Genomic DNA, 21371 nt, shown 5'->3' on the forward strand with positions numbered 1-21371 from the left:
CCCATACCTGTCACTTGAACAAGGTTTCCGGAACTCCCGTTTCGTTTTCAGAAAAACTACCAAATTTGACAGCAAGAATAGGCAAAACAAACAGGTTAAGTATCATTGATGTCATGAGCCCTCCAAGAATGACAGCTGCCATAGGTCCTTCGATTTCCCGCCCAGGCGCATTCATATCAACAGCCAGAGGCGCCAGTCCAAGCGCCGTAACGAGCGATGTCATGAGTACGGGGACGACGCGGTCTCTGGCCCCCCGGAGCGCTGTTGTTACTCCCCATGTGAGATGTTCCCGCTCGACCAAAGTCTCAAAATGCGAAATCATCATCACCGAATTCCGAAGCGTAATCCCGAATAGAGTAACGAAGCCGACTGTTGCCCCAAGAGTTAGCGTTGTGCCGGAAACAATGATTGCCAGAATGCCGCCGACAAATGCGAAGGGAAGATTGACGAGTATCAGAGCGAGATTGCGCCATCCTTGTGTGATTATTGAGAGCAGAATCATGACCGCTATGGCAGCGAGCCCGGAATTTATAAACAGTTCCTTGCGTGATTGTGATTCAGCTTCCGCTGCGGATGTAAACTGAACGTAGGTTCCAAGAGGCAGTTTGATATTTTTTGCTATAGCCGTGCGTGCGTCCTGAACGAAAGATTGAGCTGATCGTCCTGTAACATTTGCGGTGACAGTCTGTGTTCTCTGTGCTCCCAGATGTGACACCTGATAGCGACCGTTCGTCTCATATATGTCTGCGACAGCGCGGAGTGGTACGTAGTTTCCGTGAACAGTATGCAGTGGCAGGAAGCCGACAGACGCAACATCATTACGACTTGCGTCATCAAGACGAACCATAACATTAAAAGCCGCAGAACGCTCGTATATCTGCCCCACGGTTTCACCCTGCCAGGCTGTATGGATGGATCGGAGTACATCCGCCGACCGAAGCCCCCAGCGCTCCAGATCAGCAGGGCGTAGCCGAATAGCAAGTTCCGGAACACCAGGGGGTGCTTCTATCCGGACATCTGTTGCGCCATGTATCTGATGCAACATGCGGACAATATTATTTGCCTGGATATCCAATACATCCAGATCATCGCCAATAATATTGATTGCCACAGCCGAAGACGAACCAGAAAGGGTTTCGTTTACGCGCATCGTCAAAAAACTACTGACAGAAAAACTGGCCCCAACGAACCCGTCAAGCGCTTTGCGAACGCGGGCATCAATCTGTCGGGAAGCCTTCCCATCCACCTGATTCAAATCAACCTCAAACTCGCTGGTATGTGGTCCATACGTGTCCTCATCCAGCGAGGCGCGTCCGACTCTCTGAGCAACCGAACGGATTTCGGGAAGCTGACGAAGTTTTTCTGTAACCTGTCTACCTAATTTCAGAGACTGTTCCAGGGAAGTCCCCGGAGCAGCCGTCATATGAATGATAAGGTGACCTTCCTTGAAATCAGGAATGAAATCGCTTTCAAGGAATGGAAGGGCCGCAAACCCTATCAAGGTGGTCAGGATCATCCCGCCTATAACAAATCGGGGATGGCGCATTAATCTGGCCAGAAGACGTTCATAAGCTCTGGCGGTCCATCCTGCCAGGGGGGGCTCTCTCCGGGTTTCTCCAGGCGTCGCCAAGAGCCATGCGCAGAGTGCAGGTACAACGGTTACAGCAGCGGCAAGAGAAGCCATGACCGCAAGAACATAAGCTGTTGCCAGTGGAGCAAACAGTCGTCCCGAAAGTCCGGGAAGGGCGATGACAGGCAAGAAAACGATAATGACAGCAAAGGTCGCGTAAACCACTGCACTGCGGACTTCAACGCATGCATCGAGTACGACGCGCGCTGTAGATGCGGGCTGGACCAGAAGCCGGTTTTCACGCAATCGGCGTGTAACATTTTCGACCCCGATCACGGCGTCATCCACGACCTCGCCGATGGCGATAGCAAGCCCCCCCAGGGTCATGGCATTCAAAGTAACCCCGAGTGTCTCCAGCAACGACAGGGCTATCAGAATAGCCAAAGGTATGGTGGCGCAACAGATTGCAGCGGTTCGCAGGTCAAAAAGGAAAAGAAAGATTACGGCAACCACCAGAAAACCGCCCAGAAGCAATGCTCGTGTGGCATTCCCCAATGCGGTCGTAATGAAATTGGCGGGTCGGAACAGGTCAGCATGCAATGTAATCCCCTGTCCCTGCAATTGCGGGCGGAAATCGGTAAGTGCCGCCTCGATTTCCCGGGTCACAGCCATCGTATTGGCACCGTACTGTTCCCATATATTAACCACAATGCCTGTTTTTCCCTCGATACTGGCCGCGCCGAAGGCGGGAATAGGGGCTTCAGTTACAGTGGCAATACTGCCCAGTGTGACAGCACCATTATCAGAGCGGACAATCACAGTGCGGGCCAGACTTTCTGGCGTCAGGGCCTGACCGTCAGACTGAAGAACGACTCTTTGGTTCGGGGTATCAATAAAGCCGGCCCCCTGTATGCCAGTTGCTTCCTGGGCAGCCGCAAGGACGTCATCAAGTCCGATATGATGCAAGATGAGTTGGTCTGGATGTACCTGTATCTGGAGTGACCGACGCTCCCCGCCAAACACACTGACTCCAGCCACACCAGGCAACGCCAGCAGACGCGGCCTTAATGACCAGTCAGTAAGCGTGCGCAACTGCATGAGGGACTGTTGTTCCGACGTCAGACCAATCACCAGTACCAGACCGGCGGATGAGGTCAGTGGCGTCATAGTCGGAGCATGAACACCGGCTGGCAATTGCTGTGCAACAACATTCATTTGTTCCCCGACCAGTTGCCGGGCGCGATAAATATCGGTCGATGTCGCAAACAGGACGTTGACGACTGACAGTCCCTGAATCGAAGTCGATTGCACGCGCTGAATACCCGGGAGGCCGGTCAGGGCAATTTCCATTGGGCGACTAACCAATGTTTCGACCTGTTCCGGCGTAAAACCAGCGGCTTCGGTCTGGATCGTGACCCGTGGCGGAATGAATTCCGGAAACACATCATAGCTGGCATGTCTCAAGCCATACAGGCCATAGAAGAACAACAGACATGCGGTTGCGATAACCACGCCCCGGAAGCGGATCGAAAACCCGATAATAGCTGCCTGAAGGCTGAAAGAACGTCCCGTCATCAGTCGTCATCGTCTCCTGATTCAAGCTGAGCTCGGAATTCTTCAGACAGAAGTAATTGCGTACGCTCTACGACGATTTGCGTTTCGTGTGTGATTTGTCCTGGAGTATCTTGGATCAGGTAGCCACCTTCTCGGTCCGGCACGTCGGTCGTAAGGGGTAGGCGTGTAAATTTTCCGTGTCCGTTATCACGGTATATCCACGACTTACCTTGCAGCCAGATAATAGCTGATGCAGGTATCCGGATACCGGGACGTTCCTCTTCGGTAGGCAGGAGAACGGAAACATTCATGCCCGCGACAAGCTGACTTTCAGCCGACGCAAAATAGAAAAAGCTACGCCCCTGAATAGCAGGATCGGTCATGGTTACAGGAGACAAATAGTGGAGCATTGTCCCGTGTCCACCCGTGTTTCCATAATCGGTCACATCCGCCTGACTTGGTGGGGTTGGTAGATCCGTATCTGGTGGAAGGGTCACCTTGACCAAGACCACTTGTTGTTGAAGTAACTGTGTAATGAAAATTGTATTTTTTTCGGTAGCGTCAGATATGACCGAACCAAATTGCTGTCTGATAATATTAAGTGCGTTATTCACCCGGACCTGTTCTGCTTTTACCATAGCTGAGTTGGACTGAAATCTGGCTGTTGTCTCCTGGAATTGTTCCTGAGAGATATTCTGCCGGTCGCGATACAGTCCTTTGTCACGATCGAGTTTCGCACGGGCAAGCGTCTGCTGTGCCTGCATGCTCTCCAGCCGCGCTTTCATGTCAGCATAATCACTAACAAGAGTGATAAGTTGTGTTGCGTTCAGAACGTAACCATAGGCGGGAACCAACTTTCTCCAAGGCACGATGCTGGGTCGTGCAGAAGCGATGCCACTCTTCGTAACTGCTTCCGGGGAGACCGTCACGGTCGCCTCTGCGCCAAGAACCGAAACTGGTGGATCATCATCATCTGCAACAGCAATGTCCGCCACGTTTAGAACTAGGAAGACAGAAAGACCTACAAGAGGCAGCCAGAAGGCCCTCGCTTTCATGGTGAGTTCCTTTGGTTATTTTCAAGCAGGCCGGAAACCTGCGCGGCACTGGTGTGATCAAAAATGGGCTGCTGCATGCCATCTTCGATCTGACCTATGGCTTGCCGTTGCTGAATTTCTGCTTCAAGAAGAGCGGTCTCTGCTTGAATCTGCTCTATATGAGTCATAACCATCGTTGGTCGGTCGATTGCGCCTGACTGAAGGCGGTGCTGCATCTGGTTCAGCCTTACCCGTACGGTTTTGGCAAGTTCATCCGCCTGTAGCAGAATTGATGTCGTGCCGCGGTAATTGGCCGTAGCCTGCGAGATGGACTTAAACACCGTGTTCTCTGCACGCCGGAGACGAGCCGCCGCCTCATGCTCCTGCCCAACAGCTTCAGCTATGGGGCCTTCGTTCTGATTGAAAATCGGAATTTGCAGAGAGGGATTTACCTCAAAGCGATTTGAAATATCCCAGTTATAGGCGGGACTGATGGTGACATCGGGATAGCGTCGGGAAACTTCGACCCGTAGAGCCTGTCGGGCGGCGTCATAAGACGCAAGAAGTTCCCGCAGATCCGCGCGTTGCATTACGGCTTGGTATCTCATGTCCTGTGAATCGCGGTATTCCATGAGGTCGGGACAGACATCAAATGCTTTTGTATCAAGAGCAATGGAATCAAGTGCTTCGGCAGGAACCCCGATTGCTCCTGCCAGAGCTGCCTTACGGACGGCATACTCGCGCCGCAGATCACTGACAGACAACTCGGCATGGATCATTTCCGTCCGTACCTGCGATATTTCGAGAGCGGATGCTCGCCCCTGATCAAAACGTGCCTGTTCCAGGGTAAAGAGTTCGCGTTTAGCTGCCGCAGTCTCTTCCACAAGCTTGAGGCGCCCGGATACAGCCCAGACGCCGAGAAGAGCAGACCGCGTGTCGCTGCGTAGTTTCCATGCAGTATTGATGACTTCCCATTGCGCGACGGCAGCCCGATATCTGGCTTCTTTGATACGGTGATAACGCCTGCCGAAAAATTCGATCAGTATTGACGCGCCGTAGCCGACGTAATGAGCCGATGGGCCACCCAGCACCGTGAAACTGGGATTGGGCAGTTGACCGGCTGTCTTGATTCCAGCGCGAGCCGTTTCCAGTTCAGCTTTAGCTACAAGGATATCGGGATGAAAATACAAGGTAGCAAGCGTCAGGCGAGTGATGCCCCATGCGTTTTCCTGACTCGATACGTTTGGTCCGAGAACTTTTGTAATGAATTCTTGCAATCCGGCATCCGTAAATTGACGGCTGGAAAATTTCTGGACATCTGATTCCGGCGAAATATTTGAGTGATCACTATTTGTACAGCCACAGAGCAGGGGAAAAATCAGGAGAATGAATGCCGCATTATAGCGTGTGCGTCTCCTTACCTGCTTAATATATTCTAGAGTATTATATGATTTATACATTGATATGTCGTGATATATCTGATTTGTTATCTGTTAGTTCTACTCTCGATTGTCGCATAATCTGCACACCTCCACTAATACCAAGCATCGCAAGGATGGCAGCTACCGCAATATCCGGCCACGCAGAACGAGTGCCAAACACGCCCAGAGCTGCCAGCACAACGGCAACATTTCCGATCGCATCATTACGAGAGCAGATCCATACAGAACGGCGGTTGGCATCACCTTTCCGGTGTGTCCATAATATGAGGGCACAGGCCAGATTGACCGCGAGGGCAAGCAGACCAATGCCGCCCATTGCGTCTGGGTGAGGCGGATGGTTGCTGTTCATTACTATCCACCCAGCATTGGCCATTACCCATAGCCCAGCCATGAACAGGGTCAGGCCTTTCAGAAAGGCCGCGCCAGCTCGCCATCGCAATGCCATTCCGGCAACACTGAGGCTTATTGCGTAGTTGGCGCTGTCGCCAAGGAAATCAATCGCGTCCGCCTGTACGGATGCAGATCCAACCGACACGCCAGCCCCAGCTTCAACGGCAAACATGCTGGCATTGAGAAAAAGCGCGATCAGGAGCGCTCTCCGCCATGATTTATTGATTGGTAGCGGCGTATCTGTGCATCCACCACAGCATCCTCCTGCCATCCAGCGCCTCCCTGACGAATCATCTGTTTTAATGTATGCTCCCTGTAGCAACTACAGGGTCAAGAGGCAGGGAATGCGATCGATTGGTGCCTTGGGGAAGGCGACGAATACCAAAGTCGAGACGATCCGCTATTACGAACGGATCGGTCTTCTGGCTCCGCCACAGCGGACCGATGGCAATTATCGCACTTATGATGATGAGGCACTCGCGAGACTGTCTTTTATTCGTCGATCTCGGGATCTGGGTTTTTCATTAGACCAGGTAAGAGCTCTATTATCCCTAACGGATCAGGGAACCCAGGATTGTAAGACAGTTGATAGAATTGCTCGTGACCATATGGCAGAAATTGAGCGCAAAATTGCGGATCTCATCGCATTGCGCCATGAACTTTCTACGATGATAGAATCATGCGGGGGAGGTAATATTTCAGAATGCCGAATTATTGAAGCACTTTCTCCGTTTGATAATTAGTTCTCCTGACTTTTTTCGCAGCCAGTCGATTCTGCATTTGACGGAAGATTACCCGAAATAGTTATGCGGCCTCATCCTCACGTGTCAGAATCTGAAAAATCCTCATGGAAAATTCAAGGACTATACGTGCTCCCATGGTGGCAGTTTATGATCAGGCCAGTTCTGAAGCAGACATTCGGCTTCCCCCCCTTATACGACGAAATCGTTCACCACCTGCCGGGCGTAATGCGCCGGCGGCATCCCCACATGCCTGGCAAACGCCACACTGAATGAACTCGCGGAACGATACCCGACCCGGACTGCCACTTCAGCGACAGTACTGTCGCCTCGTCGCAGATGCTCCCTGGCGAGTGCCATTCGCCAGTGCAGAAGATAGGCCATTGGTGACACTCCCACCGCCCGGCTGAACTGAGCAAAGAACGACGATCTTGAAAGGCCAGCCTCCCGCGCCAGTTCATTGATGGTCCAGTTCCGGCCGGGCGACTGATGCATCCGCCGGATCGCAATAGCCAGCCGTTCGTCCGTAAGCCCGCGCAGCAAACCAGGGGAAACCCCGATCTCCGCAGAGGACCGGAACGCTTCGATCAGCATGACTTCCAACAGATGCGCCAACACGACATTCTGAGCCGGCTTGCCTGCCCGCGCTTCCTCACCCAGAAGCGCCACCAGGGTCGCCAGCCTCTGTTCGCCCTTCACATGGACGACGTCCGGCATCAGCGAGAGCAAGAGTGCCGCATCGGGAGACGCGAAAGTGCATTGCCCCACGAGAGTTCGGACGTTCGCTGACTGGCCCGATGTGCCGAGCCAGTATTCCCCGTTGGCAAGGCGATTGGGTTCGGACAGTTTCATGTCCTCGACACCCGGATGCAGGCTGTTCATCGTGAAATTTTCCGCAGCTGGCATCAACACAAAATCATTCAGACCGAGTGTAAGCGCCTCATGGCCATCAACCTGCAGGCGGCAGCCGCCTGTCACCACCGCACAATAGAACAGATGTCCATCGCTTTCCTTGCGTAGCCGCCACGGACCTGCGCCGCTGGCAATCTTGGTGAAGGTAATTCGAGGCCGGAGCAGGGATACGATCTCCCCAAGTGGATCAGACATAACATGGACTCATTCGAAAGAAATATCGACCTGGAACTATATATCGTCCTTATTCGTTGATCTATCCTTCACGCTTATTCATCGACAGAGGCCATCATGAAATCCATTCTGATAACCGGTTGTTCGTCAGGTTTTGGCCTGGAGACGGCAAAGCACTTTCTGGATCGTGGCTGGCGGGTGATCGCCACCATGCGCACCCCGCATGAGGATATTCTTCCCGCGGCACCCAATCTGGAAGTCCTGCAACTGGACGTGACCGACCCGGCAAGCATCGCTCGTGCGATTGCCGCTGCAGGCGAGATCGACGTTCTGGTCAATAATGCCGGGATCGGCTGGCTGAATGCCGTTGAAGGCACATCCATCGAGACGGTACGGCGGATTTTCGAAACCAACACTTTCGGCACGATTGCCATGATTCAAGCCATTCTGCCGCAATTTCGTGAGCGTCGATCCGGCACCATCGTCAATGTGACTTCCAGCGTGACATTGCGCTCTCTGCCGCTGCTGTCTGTCTATACTGCCAGCAAGGCGGCGGTGAATGCCTTCACTGAATCCTTTGCGCTGGAGATTGAGCCTTTCAACATCAAGGTGAAACTCGTGCTTCCAGGCCTGGCGCCCGATACCCGTTTTGGTGAGAATGCCCGAGCCCTGGCACCGGGCGCTCTGGACTTCCCGGCCCCCTACATGCCGCTGGGGCAGGCCGTGATTGCGGGCCTTATGGGCCATCATGACGAAATCACCCGATCGTCGGACGTTGCGGAAGCAATCTGGCAGGCCGCAACGGACGATAATGCACCAGCCCGGATTTACGCAGGTGCCGATGCCATCACATGGTCAAAACAGGCCTGATACCCGGAACTTCGATCCCGTCCGTTCCGTCCCGGAGTGGACGGACAGTTTGAAACCGGAAAACGCGCAGGCCACTTCAGGTTGGGTATCCCAATTTAGTCGACCGGCAGATGGGGTGGATCATACGAATGTCTGTTTTGTTTTCGCAAAGAACACGAAAGGACATTTCGCTCTCCGGCCATATAAGCGTGTCCAATAATCGATAGTGGCTGAAGCAGACTTCCGGGTTTCTGACAAGGATGACGGCGGGGCTAGACCGTCAAACCGGAGAGGTCTGTCATCCGCTCCCGAAAAATATCCTGCAACAGGGTCAGGAACGCGCGCACGGCCGGGTTGGCGTTGCGGCTTTCCGGCCAGAGCGCCGTAATGTTATGGCGCTCGACAGCGTATTCCGGAAGCACCGCGACCAGTTCGCCGCGCGCCACCCAGGGGGCTACGATGAACGCCGCGCTGAGGCCGATGCCGCCGCCCGCAACGAGGGTCACAACCAGCGCGTCGCTGACATCGACGACAATCCCGGACGGCGGCACGCGTTCGATCACGCGGTCGCCAGTCCGGAAGGGCCAGCGCAGGGCCTGGCCTGAACTCTGGTAGCGAAGGCTGACAGTGTCATGCCCCTCTAATTCGTTCGGGTGCAGCGGGGTGCCGCGCGCTGCCAGATAGGCCGGAGAGGCGAAGCAGCAGACCCGATAAGGCGCGAACCTGCGCGATAACAGCCGTGAGTCCGCCAGGTCGCCGATACGGACCGCGACGTCGATCCCCTCCTCAATGATATCGACAATCTGGTCGTTCAGACGCAGATCGATCGTCACTTTCGGATAACGCTTGCGGAACGCCGGAAGCGCGGGGGCAATCACATGGATGCCCACCGGCAGGGATGCGGCTATCCGCAACGTGCCTGATGGCTCCGAGCGTGTTGCCATCGCGACCTGCTCGATTTCTTCTGCGTCACGCAGCAGTCTGAGGGCGCGTTCATGCAGTTCGCGTCCCTCGGGCGTGAGCGTCAGCGAGCGTGTCGTGCGGGTAAAGAGCGACACCCCGAGCTGCCGTTCGAGCCGCTGGATGCTCTTGCTGATGGCCGACGGCGAGATCGACAGGGATCGGGCGGCAGCGGAGTAGCTGCCCAAGGATCCTGCCCGCGTGAAAGCGATCAGGCCGGTTAATCGCTCCAGGGCTATTTGTTCCTTCATGGCATTATTAAAGCGATACCAGCCCTGATTATCAACCTTATGTGAGCCGGATAGAGTGGCTGCTGAAACACTGATGAGCCCTGGTGGGAGATTTTTGATGAGCACTATGATGAAGGCGATCCGGCTGCACGCCTTTGGCGGACCGGAGGTGCTGCATTACGAGGATGCGCCGAAACCTGAACTGAAAGCGGGCGAAGTGCTCGTTCGTGTTCATGCCGCCGGCGTTAATCCTCCCGACTGGTACCTGCGTGACGGGTATAAAGTGCTTCCCCCCGAGTGGCAGCCGCAGGTGTCTTTTCCTGTCATTCCGGGGACGGACATTTCGGGCGTGGTCGTGGCTGTTGCGGACGATGTTAAGAACTTCTCTGTTGACGACAACGTGTATTCGATGGTTCGTTTTCCCGGCAGCCTGTCCGGGGACAGCAAAGCGTATGCCGAATATGTCACCGTGCCGGCGTCGGAGGTCGCCCTCAAACCGGGCAACATCGATCATATCCATGCCGCCGGCGCGCCAATGTCGCTGCTCACCGCGTGGCAGTTCATGATCGGGTTGGGTCACAACGAACCGAACCCGCTTCAGCCGCACAGACATGAGCCGGTGCCGCTGGAGGGCAAGACCGTTCTCGTCAATGGAGCCGCAGGCGGCGTGGGACATTTCGCGGTGCAACTCGCCAGATGGAAGGGCGCGCGCGTGATCGCGGTAGCGTCCGGGAAGCACGAGGCATTCCTGCACGACCTCGGTGCCGACGAGGTCATCGACTACACCAGGACGGCCCCCGAGGACGTTGTGCATGATGTCGATCTGGTGGTCGACTCAGTCGGTGGCCCGGCCACGGGTCGTTTCCTGCGCACGCTCAGGCGTGGGGGCGCCCTGTTCCCGGTATTCTCTCTGGGCTTTTCGGGGGCGGAAGAGGCCGAAAAGCTGGGCGTCACGGTCTCGACGACGCAGGTCCGCTCAAGTGGCGCGCAACTCGCAGAAATTGGGCGTTTGCTCAATGACGGGACCATTCGCGTGGCAATCGACAGCGAATTTCCGCTTGCCGATGCCCGCAAGGCCCATGAGCGGGCCGCCCAGGGGCACATTCAGGGCAAGATCGTCCTCACGGTCGCATGACGTCGGAAGGTTCGGGCATATGAGGGCAGAAAGGAAGGCTTCTGTTCCGGACCCGAATTCGCTATCAGGCCTCCACTTCTTCAAGCAGCCGCCTGACAGCTGACATTCCGCTCCCCCAAAAGCGGCCAGTGACCTCTATCCGTCATCCAGACAGAACTTTTCCCACTGCTTCATCATCTCCTGGCGTTTGCTGAACAGATCGCCGCGCCGGTAAGCGGCTTCGACCTTATCTCCGATGGCGTGAGCCAGCGCCATTTCCGCCACTTCACGCGGGAAGTCTGTCTCCTCGGCCGCCCAATCACGGAAGCTGGATCGCAATCCATGAATGGTCACGTCTTTCGTGCCAGCTGCACGATGCAGCGCTTTGGAGACGGCAACATCGCTGAGCGGTGATCCAATTTTACCGCCGGGGAAGACCAGACTATCTGCTGAAGAGCGCGATCGCAGCATCTCCATCCTCCGGAGCACGCTTACGGTACTGGCCGTCAATGGCACGCGATGCTCGCGCTTCGCTTTCATGCGCTCGGCGGGAACGATCCAGACCTGCTTCTCGAAGTCGATTTCAGACCAAAGGGCATGACGTACCTCACCAGAACGCGCAGCCGTCAGGCAGAGAAACCGGGCAGCGAGAGCCGCAGAGCCATCCTGTTGACCAAGTTGTGCAAACACGGTGGGGAGATCGCGGTAAGGAATGGCAGCATGATGCACGACCTTTGCCACAGCCGTCGTTTTGTCGAGCATGGCGGTGTCAATGACCATATTCGTCGTTGTTTACGTTCTCGTCTTTGGTTCTGGCCTGGGGATTCTCGTCAGGGCGCTGGGGCGCGAACCCGAAGAAGGGGAGCGCAACGCCGATCCATCACAGGCTTCCGACATTCTGGCAACCCGGATGCATCCCGCTGTGGTGGATGCCTCTGCTAGCAAGGGAGCCTGAGAAATGATGGATTTCGCACACTGGCTTCCGATCATCTGGGGCGTCATTCTGATCGCTGCGATCTCGATCTATGTCATTCTGGACGGGTTCGACCTTGGAATCGGCATGTTGTTCGCATTCGAGCGCGATCAGTCGAAGCGCGACGTGATGATCAATACGATTGCCCCCGTCTGGGACGGCAACGAGACCTGGATGGTGCTGGGAGGAGCCGTGCTCTACGGGGTATTTCCCGGCGCCTATGCCACGCTGCTGCCGGCATTCTATCTGCCGATCATCGTGATGCTGGCCGCCCTGATCTTTCGCGGGGTTGCGTTCGAGTTTCGCGTCATGACCAAAGGAACGGCTCGTGCGCGGCACTGGGATCTCGGTTTCATTGCCGGATCTGCTATTGCGTCCTTCTGCCAGGGTGCGGTCCTCGGCGGGGTGATCCAGGGGGCGTCCCGGTGACGGATGGCGCCTTCTCTGGTGGTTCCTTCGACTGGCTGACGCCTTTTGGTATCGTCTGCGGGCTTTCCGTGATGTGCGGCTATGCGCTGCTCGGCGCGACGTGGCTGGTATGGCGGACGACCGGACAACTGGAAGCTTCCTGCCGGCACCGGGCCGAACGGCTTGCGGCTGGACTGTTCGCATGCATCGTCGTGGTGAGTTTCTGGACACCGTTCCTGCACGCCCCTTATCTCCGGCGCTGGACCGACTGGCCGAACATCCTCTTTGTGATCCCGGTGCCGCTCCTCGTGGTGGTGCTTGGTGGTATGCTGGCCGCAAGCCTGCGCCAGGGTCATTCCCGTGTGCCGTTCCTCTGCGCGCTTGGCTGGTTCTTCCTTTGCCTGACCGGATTGGGCATTACTGTCTGGCCTTATGCCGTGCCGCCGACCCTGACCTTGTGGGATGTGTCATCGCCGCCCTCGAGTCAGTTTTTCCAGCTCGTCGGCACTGCAATCATGATGCCGATCATCCTGACCTACACGATTTACTCCTATCGCGTCTTTCGCGGGAAAGTGTCGGAAACCGATGGCTATCATTGAAGTCGTAAAAGGTGATGGCAGCACCGCCCCGCGTCGCATGCGTGCGCGTCTGGGGTGGCTCGCCGGGATCTGGGCCATGAGTACGGCCGCATTGTTTGGAGTGGCGTCGCTTCTTCATCTCCTGATGCCTAAATGAAAGCGGCCTCTTTCCTTCCAGCCGAGAGGAGCAGGAAAAATGTTTGAGAACGCCACGATTTTTGAGTTTGAACGCGACTTTGCCGGCTCCCTGCGCTGTATTCCGATGATCGCACGACAGAAGCTGGACATCGTTGGAATCAAGATGACGCTTCGCCAATGGAGCCGTCTGACGCACCAAGAACGGAGCAGGCTGGTGCATATGCCGTGCGATACGAACGCGGAACAGGATACCTATCGCCTGCTTGTTCAGGATCTGATCGCGGCACGGGCGGATGAGCCCATCCGCTTTCTGTCCACGCAGGGGCTGGAGGACTGGCAGCAAGCGGGATGTATACCTGCTGCTGTGCTCTCTCAGGCGCAGACGGACGGTGTTTTACCCCCGACACTGCACCAGTGGGCCGCATTGGCGCCGCTCCAGCGTTTCGCATTGATCAAGCTCGCACGCTCGCGGCATGAAAACGAGAACTTCGTACCGGCGTTGAAAGAGTTCGGCGTCCTTTAGGAGAAGGGTTATATCATGAGCAAAGAGAAAGAGTCTGAGTTCAAGCCCTATCATCACCCGGCAGGCGGCTGGGGCGCGGCAGGAGCGACCGCCAAGGTTCTGATGGAGCAGAGCGTACTGGTAAAAGGTTCGCGCGGTTTGCTCGCCATGAACCAGCCCGGGGGCTTCAAGTGCCCGAGTTGCGCCTTCCCGGATCCCGATCACCGCAAGACACTCGAATTCTGCGAGAACGGCGCAAAGGCACTCGCCCACGAGGCGACCAGGGCGCGTGTCACGCGGGAGCTTTTTGCGCAGCACACCGTCACGGAGCTGATGGAGCGGAGCGATTACTGGCTGGAGATGCAGGGTCGTCTGACCGAGCCGATGCGCTATGACGCTGCAACTGACAAGTATGTGCCGGTTGCGTGGGACGATGCGTTCGCTCTGATCGGGAAACATCTGAGGGCGCTGGAAAGCCCGCATCAGGCGGAGTTTTATACGTCCGGCCGAACCGCTAACGAGACGGCGTTTCTCTATTCCATTTTCGTGCGGGAGTTTGGAACCAATAATTTCCCCGACTGCTCGAACATGTGCCACGAGCCAACATCGCGTGGGCTGCCGCACTCCATCGGGGTAGGCAAGGGCACGATCGTCATGGCCGATTTCGATCAGGCCGAGGCGATCTTCGTCATAGGGCAGAATACCGGCACCAATTCCCCGCGCATGATGACCAATCTGGTCGAGGCGCGCAAACGCGGTGTGCCGGTTATCCTTATCAACCCGATGCCCGAACGCGCGCTGATCCGCTTTACGGAACCGCAGGACATCCTGCAGATGGGCACGTTCGGATCGACTGCGGTTTCCAGTGAATTTGTGCATGTGCGCATCGGTGGCGACCTGGCCATCTTCAAGGGTATGATGCGGGCGCTCTTCGAGGCGGAAGACCGCGGCGAGCCTGTGCTCGACAAGACGTTCATCGCTGAGCACACGGTGGGACTGGATGCGTTGCGCGCAGATGTCATGGGCGTCTCCTGGACCGACATCACCCGAATTTCCGGGATCACCGAAGAACAGATCCGTCGTGTCGCCGGGATTTATGCGAAATCGAACGCGACGATCATCTGCTATGGCATGGGTCTGACCCAGCATCAGGAAGGATCGCGGCTGCTGCAACAGGTGGCCAATCTTCTGCTGATGAAAGGGAATATCGGCAAGCCGGGAGCGGGTATCGCGCCGATCCGCGGCCATTCCAATGTGCAGGGTGACCGCACGGTGGGCATTGATGAGAAGCCAACGCAGGCTTACCTTGATCGCGTGCGCGATGTCTTCGGGTTCGAACCGCCGCGTGAGCACGGGCATCACGTCCTTGAGGCGCTTGAAGCCATGGAAGCGGGCACCGCAAAAGTATTCTTTGGCATGGGTGGCAATTTCGCCCGTGCGGTGCCGGACACCGATCGTTCCTACGCCGCCATGGGGAAGCTCAACCTGACCGTCGGGGTGGCGACCAAGCTCAATCGCGGGCATCTGGTGCATGGCAAGGATGCGCTGATCCTGCCGGTCGTGTCCAGATCCGAGATCATCCGTACATCAGCAGGCGAACAGTTCGTGACCATCGAGGACGCGATGGCAAATGTCACGCCCTCGCGCGGTGTATTCGAGCCGGTGAGTGCCGATGTCCGCCCGGAGACGGAGATCATCTGCCGGATGGCCATGGCAACGCTGCCGGACTCAAAAACCCCGTGGGCAGATTATATTGAGGATTACACGCCGATCCGCGACAGGATTGCCGATGTCTATCCCGAAATCTATGCCGATTTCTCGGAGAAGATGAAAAACCCGCATGGTTTTCATCTGGATATTCCGCCGCGCCGCCGGGTCTGGCCGACCCCGAACGGTAAGGCGAATTTCCTCGTGATGCCGGGGCTGGAAGTCAATGAAGTGATCGCGGATCCGGCGATGCTGCGTCTTGCGACGATCCGTTCACATGATCAGTACAACACCACGATCTACAGCAACAGCGACCGGTATCGCGGCGTGTACAACAACCGCCTTGTGATCTTCATGAACAAACAGGACCGCGAGGACCGGGGACTTGAGAATGGTGCCGTCATCGGGCTTGAGACCTACAGTGATGACGGCTACCGGCGCTATGTGGATGGACTGACGATCCTTGACTATCCGATGCCGCGCGGGGCGATCGCCGGATATTATCCGGAACTCAACCCGCTGCTGCCGCTTGATTTCTTCGATGAAATCAGCGGCACCCCCGCCGCCAAAGCCATCCCGGTCAAAGTCGTGCCAAGCGTGGCGTCCGCTGCCCCGATCCGGATCGCCGGGTAACAGGGAGCAGGCAGATGGGGGCAGCTTCCGATCAACTGGGGCGACCGCTTAGGGATCTGCGGATCTCGGTGATGGACCGGTGCAACTTCCGCTGCCCCTACTGCATGCCAGAAGCAGCTTACCCCGAAGGCTTCCGGTTTCTGCGGCCTGCGGAACGGCTCGATTTCGATGAGATCGAACGGGTGGCGCGGGTCTCGGCGGAACTGGGCGTCACCAAGCTGCGCCTGACTGGCGGCGAGCCGCTACTGCGTCCCGGCCTGCCGGATCTCGTGGCACGGCTGGTGCGGATTCCGGGCATTCAGGATGTTGCGCTGACGACCAATGGCGTTCTTCTGGAACGCCATGTGGCGGCACTACGTGAAGCCGGGCTGCACCGGGTTACGATCAGTCTGGACAGTCTGGATCCGGTTGTCTTCGCGCGTCTGAGTGGCGGCAGAGCCGAACTGCCTGCCGTGCTACGCAGTATCGGTGCGGCGTCTCATGCCGGGTTCCCGGTCGGCGTGAAGATCAATACTGTCGTCCAGCGTAGTGTAAACGACGCGGACGTTACAGGGCTGCTGGCACATTTCCGCCATACCGGCATCGTCGTGCGCCTGATCGAATATATGGATGTCGGCAATCGCAACGGGTGGAAACATGACGATGTCGTGCCCTCGCGAGAGTTGCTGGATCGCGTCCAGGCGTTATGGCCAGTCGAACCACTCGAACCGAACTATCGCGGGGAGGTGGCGCGACGTTACCGCTATGCTGATGGCGGCGGTGAAATCGGCTTCATCTCGTCGGTTACGGCGCCATTCTGCGGCGGCTGTTCCCGCGCACGACTTTCCTCAAACGGACAACTCTACACCTGCCTTTTCGCAACCAAAGGCACAGACCTGCGTGCCGTTCTGCGCGCTGGAGTGCAGAGCGCAGGTGATGAGGAGCCGCTCCGGCAGGCCCTGACAAAACTCTGGCGAAACCGGGCGGATCGATACAGCGAAGAGCGCGCGCAACCATCAGTTGATGAAAACAAAGTGCGCGGAAAAATAGAAATGCATTATATCGGAGGCTGAGATGGTGCGACATGTACCGATCCTCACGCATCTTGCCGAGAGCGGAAAGGTTCCGCGCATGGTCGATGTCGGGAGCAAGGCCGTCACAAATCGGGAGGCGCACGCACGGGCTCGTTTGCAAGTCCGCCGGAAGGCGCAAAGCGTCGTGGAAGTGATATGATCCGGCCGCTTTACGGACTTGTGCTGACGGGGGGCAGAAGCCGACGCATGGGCGCGGATAAAGCTGCGATCCCGTATGATGGCCGGCCTCAGCTTGCGCGCACCTTCGATCTCCTTTCTTCGCGTGTCACGCGCTGTTTTGTCTCGACACGCGGAGATCAGCGCGACGATCCGCTCAGACGGGCGTATCCACTGATCATCGACATGCTCGACGACTGCGGCCCTGCGTCGGGTTTGCTGGCAGCATATGCGGCCCACCCGCGTGTAGCGTGGCTGGTTCTGGCCTGCGACCTGCCCCTGATGGACGTGGCAACGCTGGATGCGCTGATTGGTGCGCGGGATGATACCCGTTACGCCGCTGTGGCGTTCCAGGGAGTGCACGACGGGTTACCCGAGCCACTCTGCACGGTCTGGGAACCCGCGGCGCTGGAGGCACTCACCCAACAGGTGGCGACCGGATCCGTCCGGTCACGCGCTGTTCTGCTCGATGACGCGACATGTATTTTGCCGCCTCCTGCCTCGCGTGCTCTGGAAAATGTCAACACGCCAGCTGAGCGGACGAAAGCCACGAAGATGCTTGAAAACCAGCAGGATACTCAATGCCTCACATAGAACTGGAATATTTCGCGCAACTGGGCGATGTGGCGGGAAGACGCGCTGAGACGCGGGAGACAGTCGCCGGGACGGCGGCCGCGCTCTATGACGAGTTGCGGAAAGATTACGGCTTTGCTCTTCCGTCCGAACGCATGCGCGTTGCGGTGAACGCCGTCTTTCGACCATGGGACCAGGAGCTGCATGATGGTGACCATGTCGTCTTTATTCCGCCGGTGAGCGGCGGATGAGCCGGTTTCTGATCGTGGATACGCTTGCGGATATCAGCTCCTTTCGTGAAAGCCTAACCAGGTCGGAAGCTGGCGGCTTCTGCAGCTTCGAAGGCTGGGTGCGGCACACGAATGACGGGCGGTCCGTTTCGGGCATCGAGTATGTTGCATTTATACCTCTCGCCATGTCCGAAGGACAGGCGATCCTTGATGAGACACAGGCGCGATTTGACATTACCACGTCGCTCGCCATGCATCGGACAGGGTATCTGGAGGTCGGCGATATTGCTGTGTGGATTGGTGTGGCGGCCCCGCATCGTGATGCTGCATTCAGAGCCTGCCGATATGTCATCGACGAAATCAAGAAACGTGTCCCGATCTGGAAACGTGAACATTATGTCGACGGATGTGTCGAATGGGTCGCCTGTCATCAGGACGCTGAAAGCGGTCATGTGCCAAACCGGATGGATGAAAGCCCGGAGACACGTGTATGAGCGGCAAGTTCCACACACGGCTGGTAACGTCTCTGGGACGACCAGAGGAACGGGTGCCGTTGAATATTGCGGATGAGGTGCCGGTCAGACTGGTATTCAATGATATCTTTCCGTACGGCATGATGATGATGACGCCCGGAGATGTGGAGGATTTTGCATTCGGCTATTGCCTGACCGAGGGGATCCTCGACCGTTCCGACCAGATACGTTCGGTCGAAGTGTCAGATGGCGACGATGGTCTGACGCTGAATGTCGTGATCGCAGGTGAGTGTCTCACAAAGCTTCTTGGACGCAGGCCGCGTGCCCAGACCGGACATTCGAGTTGCGGCATCTGTGGAAGTGACGACATTCCTGCCGTCGACACGCCCGGGAAACAGCCGTTTCCACTTACGGCCCGGATTGCCCCGGATGCGATCCGTCGCGCCCTTCACGATCTTGATCACTGGCAGGAACTGAATGCAAGAACGCGCATGGTTCATGGCGCTGCCTGGGCAAGTATCGATGGTCAGATCCACCTGATCCGGGAGGATGTCGGACGTCATAATGCGCTCGATAAACTGATTGGCGCGCGTATGCGGGGCGGGGCGTTGGCTGAGGGTGGTATATGCCTACTCACGAGCCGCTATTCGTATGAAATGGCGCTCAAGACTACGAGGGCGGCCATGGATACGGTCGTTGCGGTTTCTGCACCGACGGACCGGGCGTTGAGAATGGCGGAACAGATGAACCAGACTCTGATCGCCATTGCGCGTCATAATCGGCAGTTTGTTTTTTGTGGCGGCGCGCGTCTGATATCATGACATGGTCCCCCGATAAGTGGAACGGCATGTGAGTGTTTGAAATGTGCAGGATCAGTGTTCCGGCACGATGGTCGGCTTATCGTTCCCTACCATGGAGGAAAGCACGATATGTTCTTGAAACAGCTTCATTATCTGCGTGAAATCGAGCGGTATAGAAGTTTTTCAAAAGCAGCGAAGGCCTGCAATGTATCGCAGCCAGCCCTGTCTCGCGCTGTCCGTCAGCTTGAAGAAGAACTGGGTGTCACGATCATCGATCGGAAGAAGAAAGTCTTCGGGATTACCGGTGATGGCGCCCGGGTCCTCAAATGGGCACATGATATTCTCAGAGGCGTCACGGAGTTGCGGAACGAGGTTTCGGTTGCAAAAAAAGAGAGCGCCGGAATTATTAAAATCGGTGTCATTCCCACGGCCGTGCATATTGTCCCCGCCGTGATCGAAGCTGTGGAAAAGCGATGTGGCGATTGCGGCAGCGAGGTTTTCGTCTTGCCGAATCTCTCGATTATTGAAAAACTAATCAGTCGTGAGCTCGATATCGGTGTCATGTACTACGATCAATGCCCGCAGGCAAAAGCCTTCGAAGTTCGGACATTGTATGCGGAACAGCATCAGTTGGGAGAGTGCCGCGAGATTGCCCCTCGCGCTCCTGTCTAAAGACATGCGCTGCCGGCAACTGGTTGATATTGGTTTTCAGGCGATCGGGATCGAACCGCGCGTGCGGCTTGAGACGAGTTCTCTGGAGCTGATTCACGCTGAAGTCATGTCCGGTCGGGTGGCCACCATTCTGCCGACATCATCCTTTCCGTTGCGCGTCCCGCCTCAGAGCCGGATTAAAATCCGGCGGCTGCCAGGATTTTCGCCGGGTTTTGTCGGTATCATTCGACTGAGTTTACAGGAGACTTCGGATTTTGCTTCAGATGCCTGGAAAGCAGTTCAGAAAATGAGGCTACAGGATGACCTCGGTCTTCTATGCGAGGTTCATCCAGACAACTGATCGCTTAGTACTTCGGAGACTGTCGGCTTGAAGCGGTGCACACATTAATGCAGCGACTGGACGGTCCATACCACCGGTCTGGTTCACATTTGTCCGGCTGGCACCTTCATGCACTGCCGCCAAAGACAGTAGCTGTCGCGCAACATTGCCATCCCGACTTCGCGCTACCAGACGTCGTAGATTCCTCGACGTATGACCCTCGCGTAGCTTTACCGCCGCCATCTCTCGATCCTCTCACCATAAGAGAAACAGAATCCGATCCACACCCGCAAGCGCGCTCGGGAGTGTTTCCAGTCTGGAGGAGTCAGTGACATAAACCTCTACGCCCTTTTCGTGAAGCGCCTTTGCGGCTCCAAATCCTCGGCCGGATTACGCACACCCGCGACGATAGCGCTCGCGGGCACCATCTCGATGACGAGCCTGTCGAGTTGTCCGGTAGCGTCCGTGACAAAGAGCTTGGTGGCAACAGACATTATCGTCTTCCTTATGGTCTAAAATAGGAACAAGGCATAATAAGTGCGACCATTAGCGGCGTGCCTTTTCAATGGCCGCCGCGATCTCGTTCTCCGAGCCGCCTCCCATGACAATCCCTCCGATATCGAAGGTGGGCACGGAGCGCACACCCCTGGCTCTGGACGCGGCGATTTGCCTTTCGGTTTCCGCCAGCTCTGCGGGATCGGCTAGGATGGCTTGCGCTTCCTCAATCGTGAAACCATGCCGCGTGGCGATCTCAGCCAGGACATCCTTATCGGAGATGTTGCGGCCCGCGTGGAAGTTCGCGTCCATCAACGCCATTGAGAGATCGTGCCGCGTTCCGCGATTGCGGGCATGCCTTAGCAGCATATGGGCATGGACAGTGCGATAGTCTAGGCTCAGGACCTGTTAATCTGTTGCATTCATTGGCAATCAGTGATTCACAGGGAGAGGTGGAGGAGCGAACCTGTGGGTGCTCTGTTTTTGCTGTCTGAACGTCAGTTGGAGTTGATCAGGCCGTATTTTCCGCTGGCGCACGGCGTTCCCCGCGTGGATGATCGCCGTGTTCTGAGCGGGATCGTTTACGTCATCCGGAACGGGCTTCAGTGGAAAGATGCTCCGAAAGCGTATGGCCCGCACAAGACCTTATACAATCGTTTCATTCGCTGGAGC

Annotated in this window: 21 protein-coding genes and 4 pseudogenes; 16 read left to right on the forward strand and 9 right to left on the reverse strand. The window is 56.6% G+C overall.

Going from position 1 to position 21371, the window contains the following annotated elements; translation table 11 throughout:
• Positions 1-10 precede the first annotated feature (10 nt).
• From GOB90_RS15330 to GOB90_RS15345, 4 genes are read right to left on the reverse strand one after another with little or no spacing between them, the layout of a single operon-like run.
• Entirely contained in the window at positions 11-3145 is a 3135-nt protein-coding gene (locus GOB90_RS15330) for an efflux RND transporter permease subunit (RefSeq protein WP_019092215.1), read from the reverse strand.
• Entirely contained in the window at positions 3145-4179 is a 1035-nt protein-coding gene (locus GOB90_RS15335; protein WP_146891046.1) for an efflux RND transporter periplasmic adaptor subunit, read from the reverse strand. Before GOB90_RS15335 ends, GOB90_RS15330 begins: the two co-directional genes overlap by 1 nt.
• The gene (locus GOB90_RS15340) at positions 4176-5618 is read right to left on the reverse strand and encodes a TolC family protein (RefSeq protein ID WP_019088956.1); all 1443 of its coding nucleotides are present in this window, start codon (positions 5616-5618) and stop codon (positions 4176-4178) included. The genes GOB90_RS15335 and GOB90_RS15340 overlap by 4 nt, the downstream gene beginning before the upstream one ends.
• Complete coding sequence (locus GOB90_RS15345; RefSeq protein WP_010516881.1) at positions 5611-6261, reverse strand: cation transporter; 651 nt, start codon at positions 6259-6261, stop codon at positions 5611-5613. Before GOB90_RS15345 ends, GOB90_RS15340 begins: the two co-directional genes overlap by 8 nt.
• A gap of 73 nt (positions 6262-6334) precedes the next feature.
• On the opposite strand from GOB90_RS15345, the gene GOB90_RS15350 reads away from it, so the two are divergent.
• A complete protein-coding gene (locus GOB90_RS15350) occupies positions 6335-6733 on the forward strand; it encodes a MerR family transcriptional regulator (protein WP_003618791.1) in 399 nt (132 codons plus the stop codon).
• 189 nt (positions 6734-6922) lie between these two features.
• Here GOB90_RS15350 and GOB90_RS15355 read toward each other — a convergent pair whose 3' ends face one another.
• Positions 6923-7837 carry an AraC family transcriptional regulator gene (locus GOB90_RS15355; protein WP_146891049.1) on the reverse strand — a complete coding sequence of 305 codons (915 nt, stop codon included), beginning with the start codon at positions 7835-7837 and terminating at the stop codon, positions 6923-6925.
• Positions 7838-7933: 96 nt separating this feature from the next.
• Between GOB90_RS15355 and GOB90_RS15360 the strand changes: the two genes are divergently transcribed.
• On the forward strand, positions 7934-8686 hold the full coding sequence (locus GOB90_RS15360) for an SDR family oxidoreductase (RefSeq protein ID WP_146891053.1): 753 nt from the start codon (positions 7934-7936) through the stop codon (positions 8684-8686).
• Positions 8687-8937: 251 nt separating this feature from the next.
• Here the strand turns inward: GOB90_RS15360 and GOB90_RS15365 are convergent, their stop codons facing one another.
• Positions 8938-9981: a LysR family transcriptional regulator gene (locus tag GOB90_RS15365; RefSeq protein ID WP_311715502.1), complete on the reverse strand. Its 1044-nt coding sequence runs from the start codon at positions 9979-9981 to the stop codon at positions 8938-8940.
• Here GOB90_RS15365 and GOB90_RS15370 point away from each other — a divergent pair.
• Positions 9974-10990 (forward strand): NADP-dependent oxidoreductase, encoded by a 1017-nt coding sequence (locus tag GOB90_RS15370; RefSeq protein ID WP_146891059.1) that lies wholly within the window; start codon positions 9974-9976, stop codon positions 10988-10990. The two genes, GOB90_RS15365 and GOB90_RS15370, sit on opposite strands and share 8 nt — an antisense overlap.
• A 135-nt stretch (positions 10991-11125) precedes the next feature.
• Here the strand turns inward: GOB90_RS15370 and GOB90_RS15375 are convergent.
• Positions 11126-11731: pseudogene (locus tag GOB90_RS15375) on the reverse strand (tyrosine-type recombinase/integrase); the annotation flags it as partial.
• Between GOB90_RS15375 and GOB90_RS15380 the strand changes: the two are divergent.
• The 12 genes and pseudogenes from GOB90_RS15380 to GOB90_RS19710 form a co-directional block, all read left to right on the forward strand.
• Positions 11715-11924 (forward strand): annotated as a pseudogene (locus GOB90_RS15380) (cytochrome ubiquinol oxidase subunit I); the annotation flags it as partial. The pseudogenes GOB90_RS15375 and GOB90_RS15380 sit on opposite strands and share 17 nt — an antisense overlap.
• Positions 11925-11927: 3 nt before the next feature.
• Positions 11928-12949 (forward strand): annotated as a pseudogene (gene cydB, locus GOB90_RS15385) (cytochrome d ubiquinol oxidase subunit II).
• Positions 12936-13085, forward strand: a complete 150-nt coding sequence (locus GOB90_RS15390; RefSeq protein ID WP_146891065.1) for a DUF2474 domain-containing protein — start codon at positions 12936-12938, stop codon at positions 13083-13085. The pseudogene cydB and the gene GOB90_RS15390 overlap by 14 nt, the downstream one beginning before the upstream one ends.
• 39 nt (positions 13086-13124) lie before the next feature.
• A complete protein-coding gene (locus tag GOB90_RS15395) occupies positions 13125-13589 on the forward strand; it encodes a nitrate reductase associated protein (protein ID WP_146891068.1) in 465 nt (154 codons plus the stop codon).
• A 15-nt stretch (positions 13590-13604) separates the two neighbouring features.
• Complete coding sequence (locus GOB90_RS15400) at positions 13605-15908, forward strand: FdhF/YdeP family oxidoreductase (protein WP_146891071.1); 2304 nt, start codon at positions 13605-13607, stop codon at positions 15906-15908.
• A 14-nt stretch (positions 15909-15922) separates the two neighbouring features.
• Positions 15923-16960, forward strand: coding sequence for a GTP 3',8-cyclase MoaA (moaA, locus tag GOB90_RS15405; protein ID WP_146891074.1), 1038 nt, complete (start codon positions 15923-15925; stop codon positions 16958-16960).
• A 1-nt stretch (position 16961) separates the two neighbouring features.
• The gene (locus GOB90_RS15410; RefSeq protein ID WP_173572132.1) at positions 16962-17120 is read left to right on the forward strand and encodes a hypothetical protein; all 159 of its coding nucleotides are present in this window, start codon (positions 16962-16964) and stop codon (positions 17118-17120) included.
• A complete protein-coding gene (locus tag GOB90_RS15415) occupies positions 17117-17731 on the forward strand; it encodes an NTP transferase domain-containing protein (protein WP_173572133.1) in 615 nt (204 codons plus the stop codon). The genes GOB90_RS15410 and GOB90_RS15415 overlap by 4 nt, the downstream gene beginning before the upstream one ends.
• Positions 17719-17961: a MoaD/ThiS family protein gene (locus tag GOB90_RS15420; protein WP_146891077.1), complete on the forward strand. Its 243-nt coding sequence runs from the start codon at positions 17719-17721 to the stop codon at positions 17959-17961. The genes GOB90_RS15415 and GOB90_RS15420 overlap by 13 nt, the downstream gene beginning before the upstream one ends.
• Complete coding sequence (locus tag GOB90_RS15425; protein ID WP_146891080.1) at positions 17958-18434, forward strand: molybdenum cofactor biosynthesis protein MoaE; 477 nt, start codon at positions 17958-17960, stop codon at positions 18432-18434. Before GOB90_RS15420 ends, GOB90_RS15425 begins: the two co-directional genes overlap by 4 nt.
• Positions 18431-19234: a formate dehydrogenase accessory sulfurtransferase FdhD gene (gene fdhD, locus GOB90_RS15430; RefSeq protein WP_146891084.1), complete on the forward strand. Its 804-nt coding sequence runs from the start codon at positions 18431-18433 to the stop codon at positions 19232-19234. Before GOB90_RS15425 ends, fdhD begins: the two co-directional genes overlap by 4 nt.
• A gap of 108 nt (positions 19235-19342) precedes the next feature.
• Positions 19343-20225: pseudogene (locus tag GOB90_RS19710) on the forward strand (LysR family transcriptional regulator).
• A gap of 320 nt (positions 20226-20545) precedes the next feature.
• On the opposite strand, the gene GOB90_RS15440 reads toward GOB90_RS19710, so the two are convergent.
• Together GOB90_RS15440 and GOB90_RS15445 are read right to left on the reverse strand one after the other, a co-directional pair.
• Positions 20546-20698: a hypothetical protein gene (locus GOB90_RS15440; protein WP_173572134.1), complete on the reverse strand. Its 153-nt coding sequence runs from the start codon at positions 20696-20698 to the stop codon at positions 20546-20548.
• Between the two features lie 52 nt (positions 20699-20750).
• Complete coding sequence (locus GOB90_RS15445; protein ID WP_260175992.1) at positions 20751-21101, reverse strand: DsbA family oxidoreductase; 351 nt, start codon at positions 21099-21101, stop codon at positions 20751-20753.
• A 66-nt stretch (positions 21102-21167) separates the two neighbouring features.
• On the opposite strand from GOB90_RS15445, the gene GOB90_RS15450 reads away from it, so the two are divergent.
• Positions 21168-21371 (forward strand): transposase (locus GOB90_RS15450; RefSeq protein WP_173572136.1); only part of this gene is annotated, 204 nt, incomplete at its 3' end.

Origin of the sequence: Acetobacter oeni (assembly GCF_011516825.1) — a bacterium.
GTDB lineage: Bacteria > Pseudomonadota > Alphaproteobacteria > Acetobacterales > Acetobacteraceae > Acetobacter > Acetobacter oeni.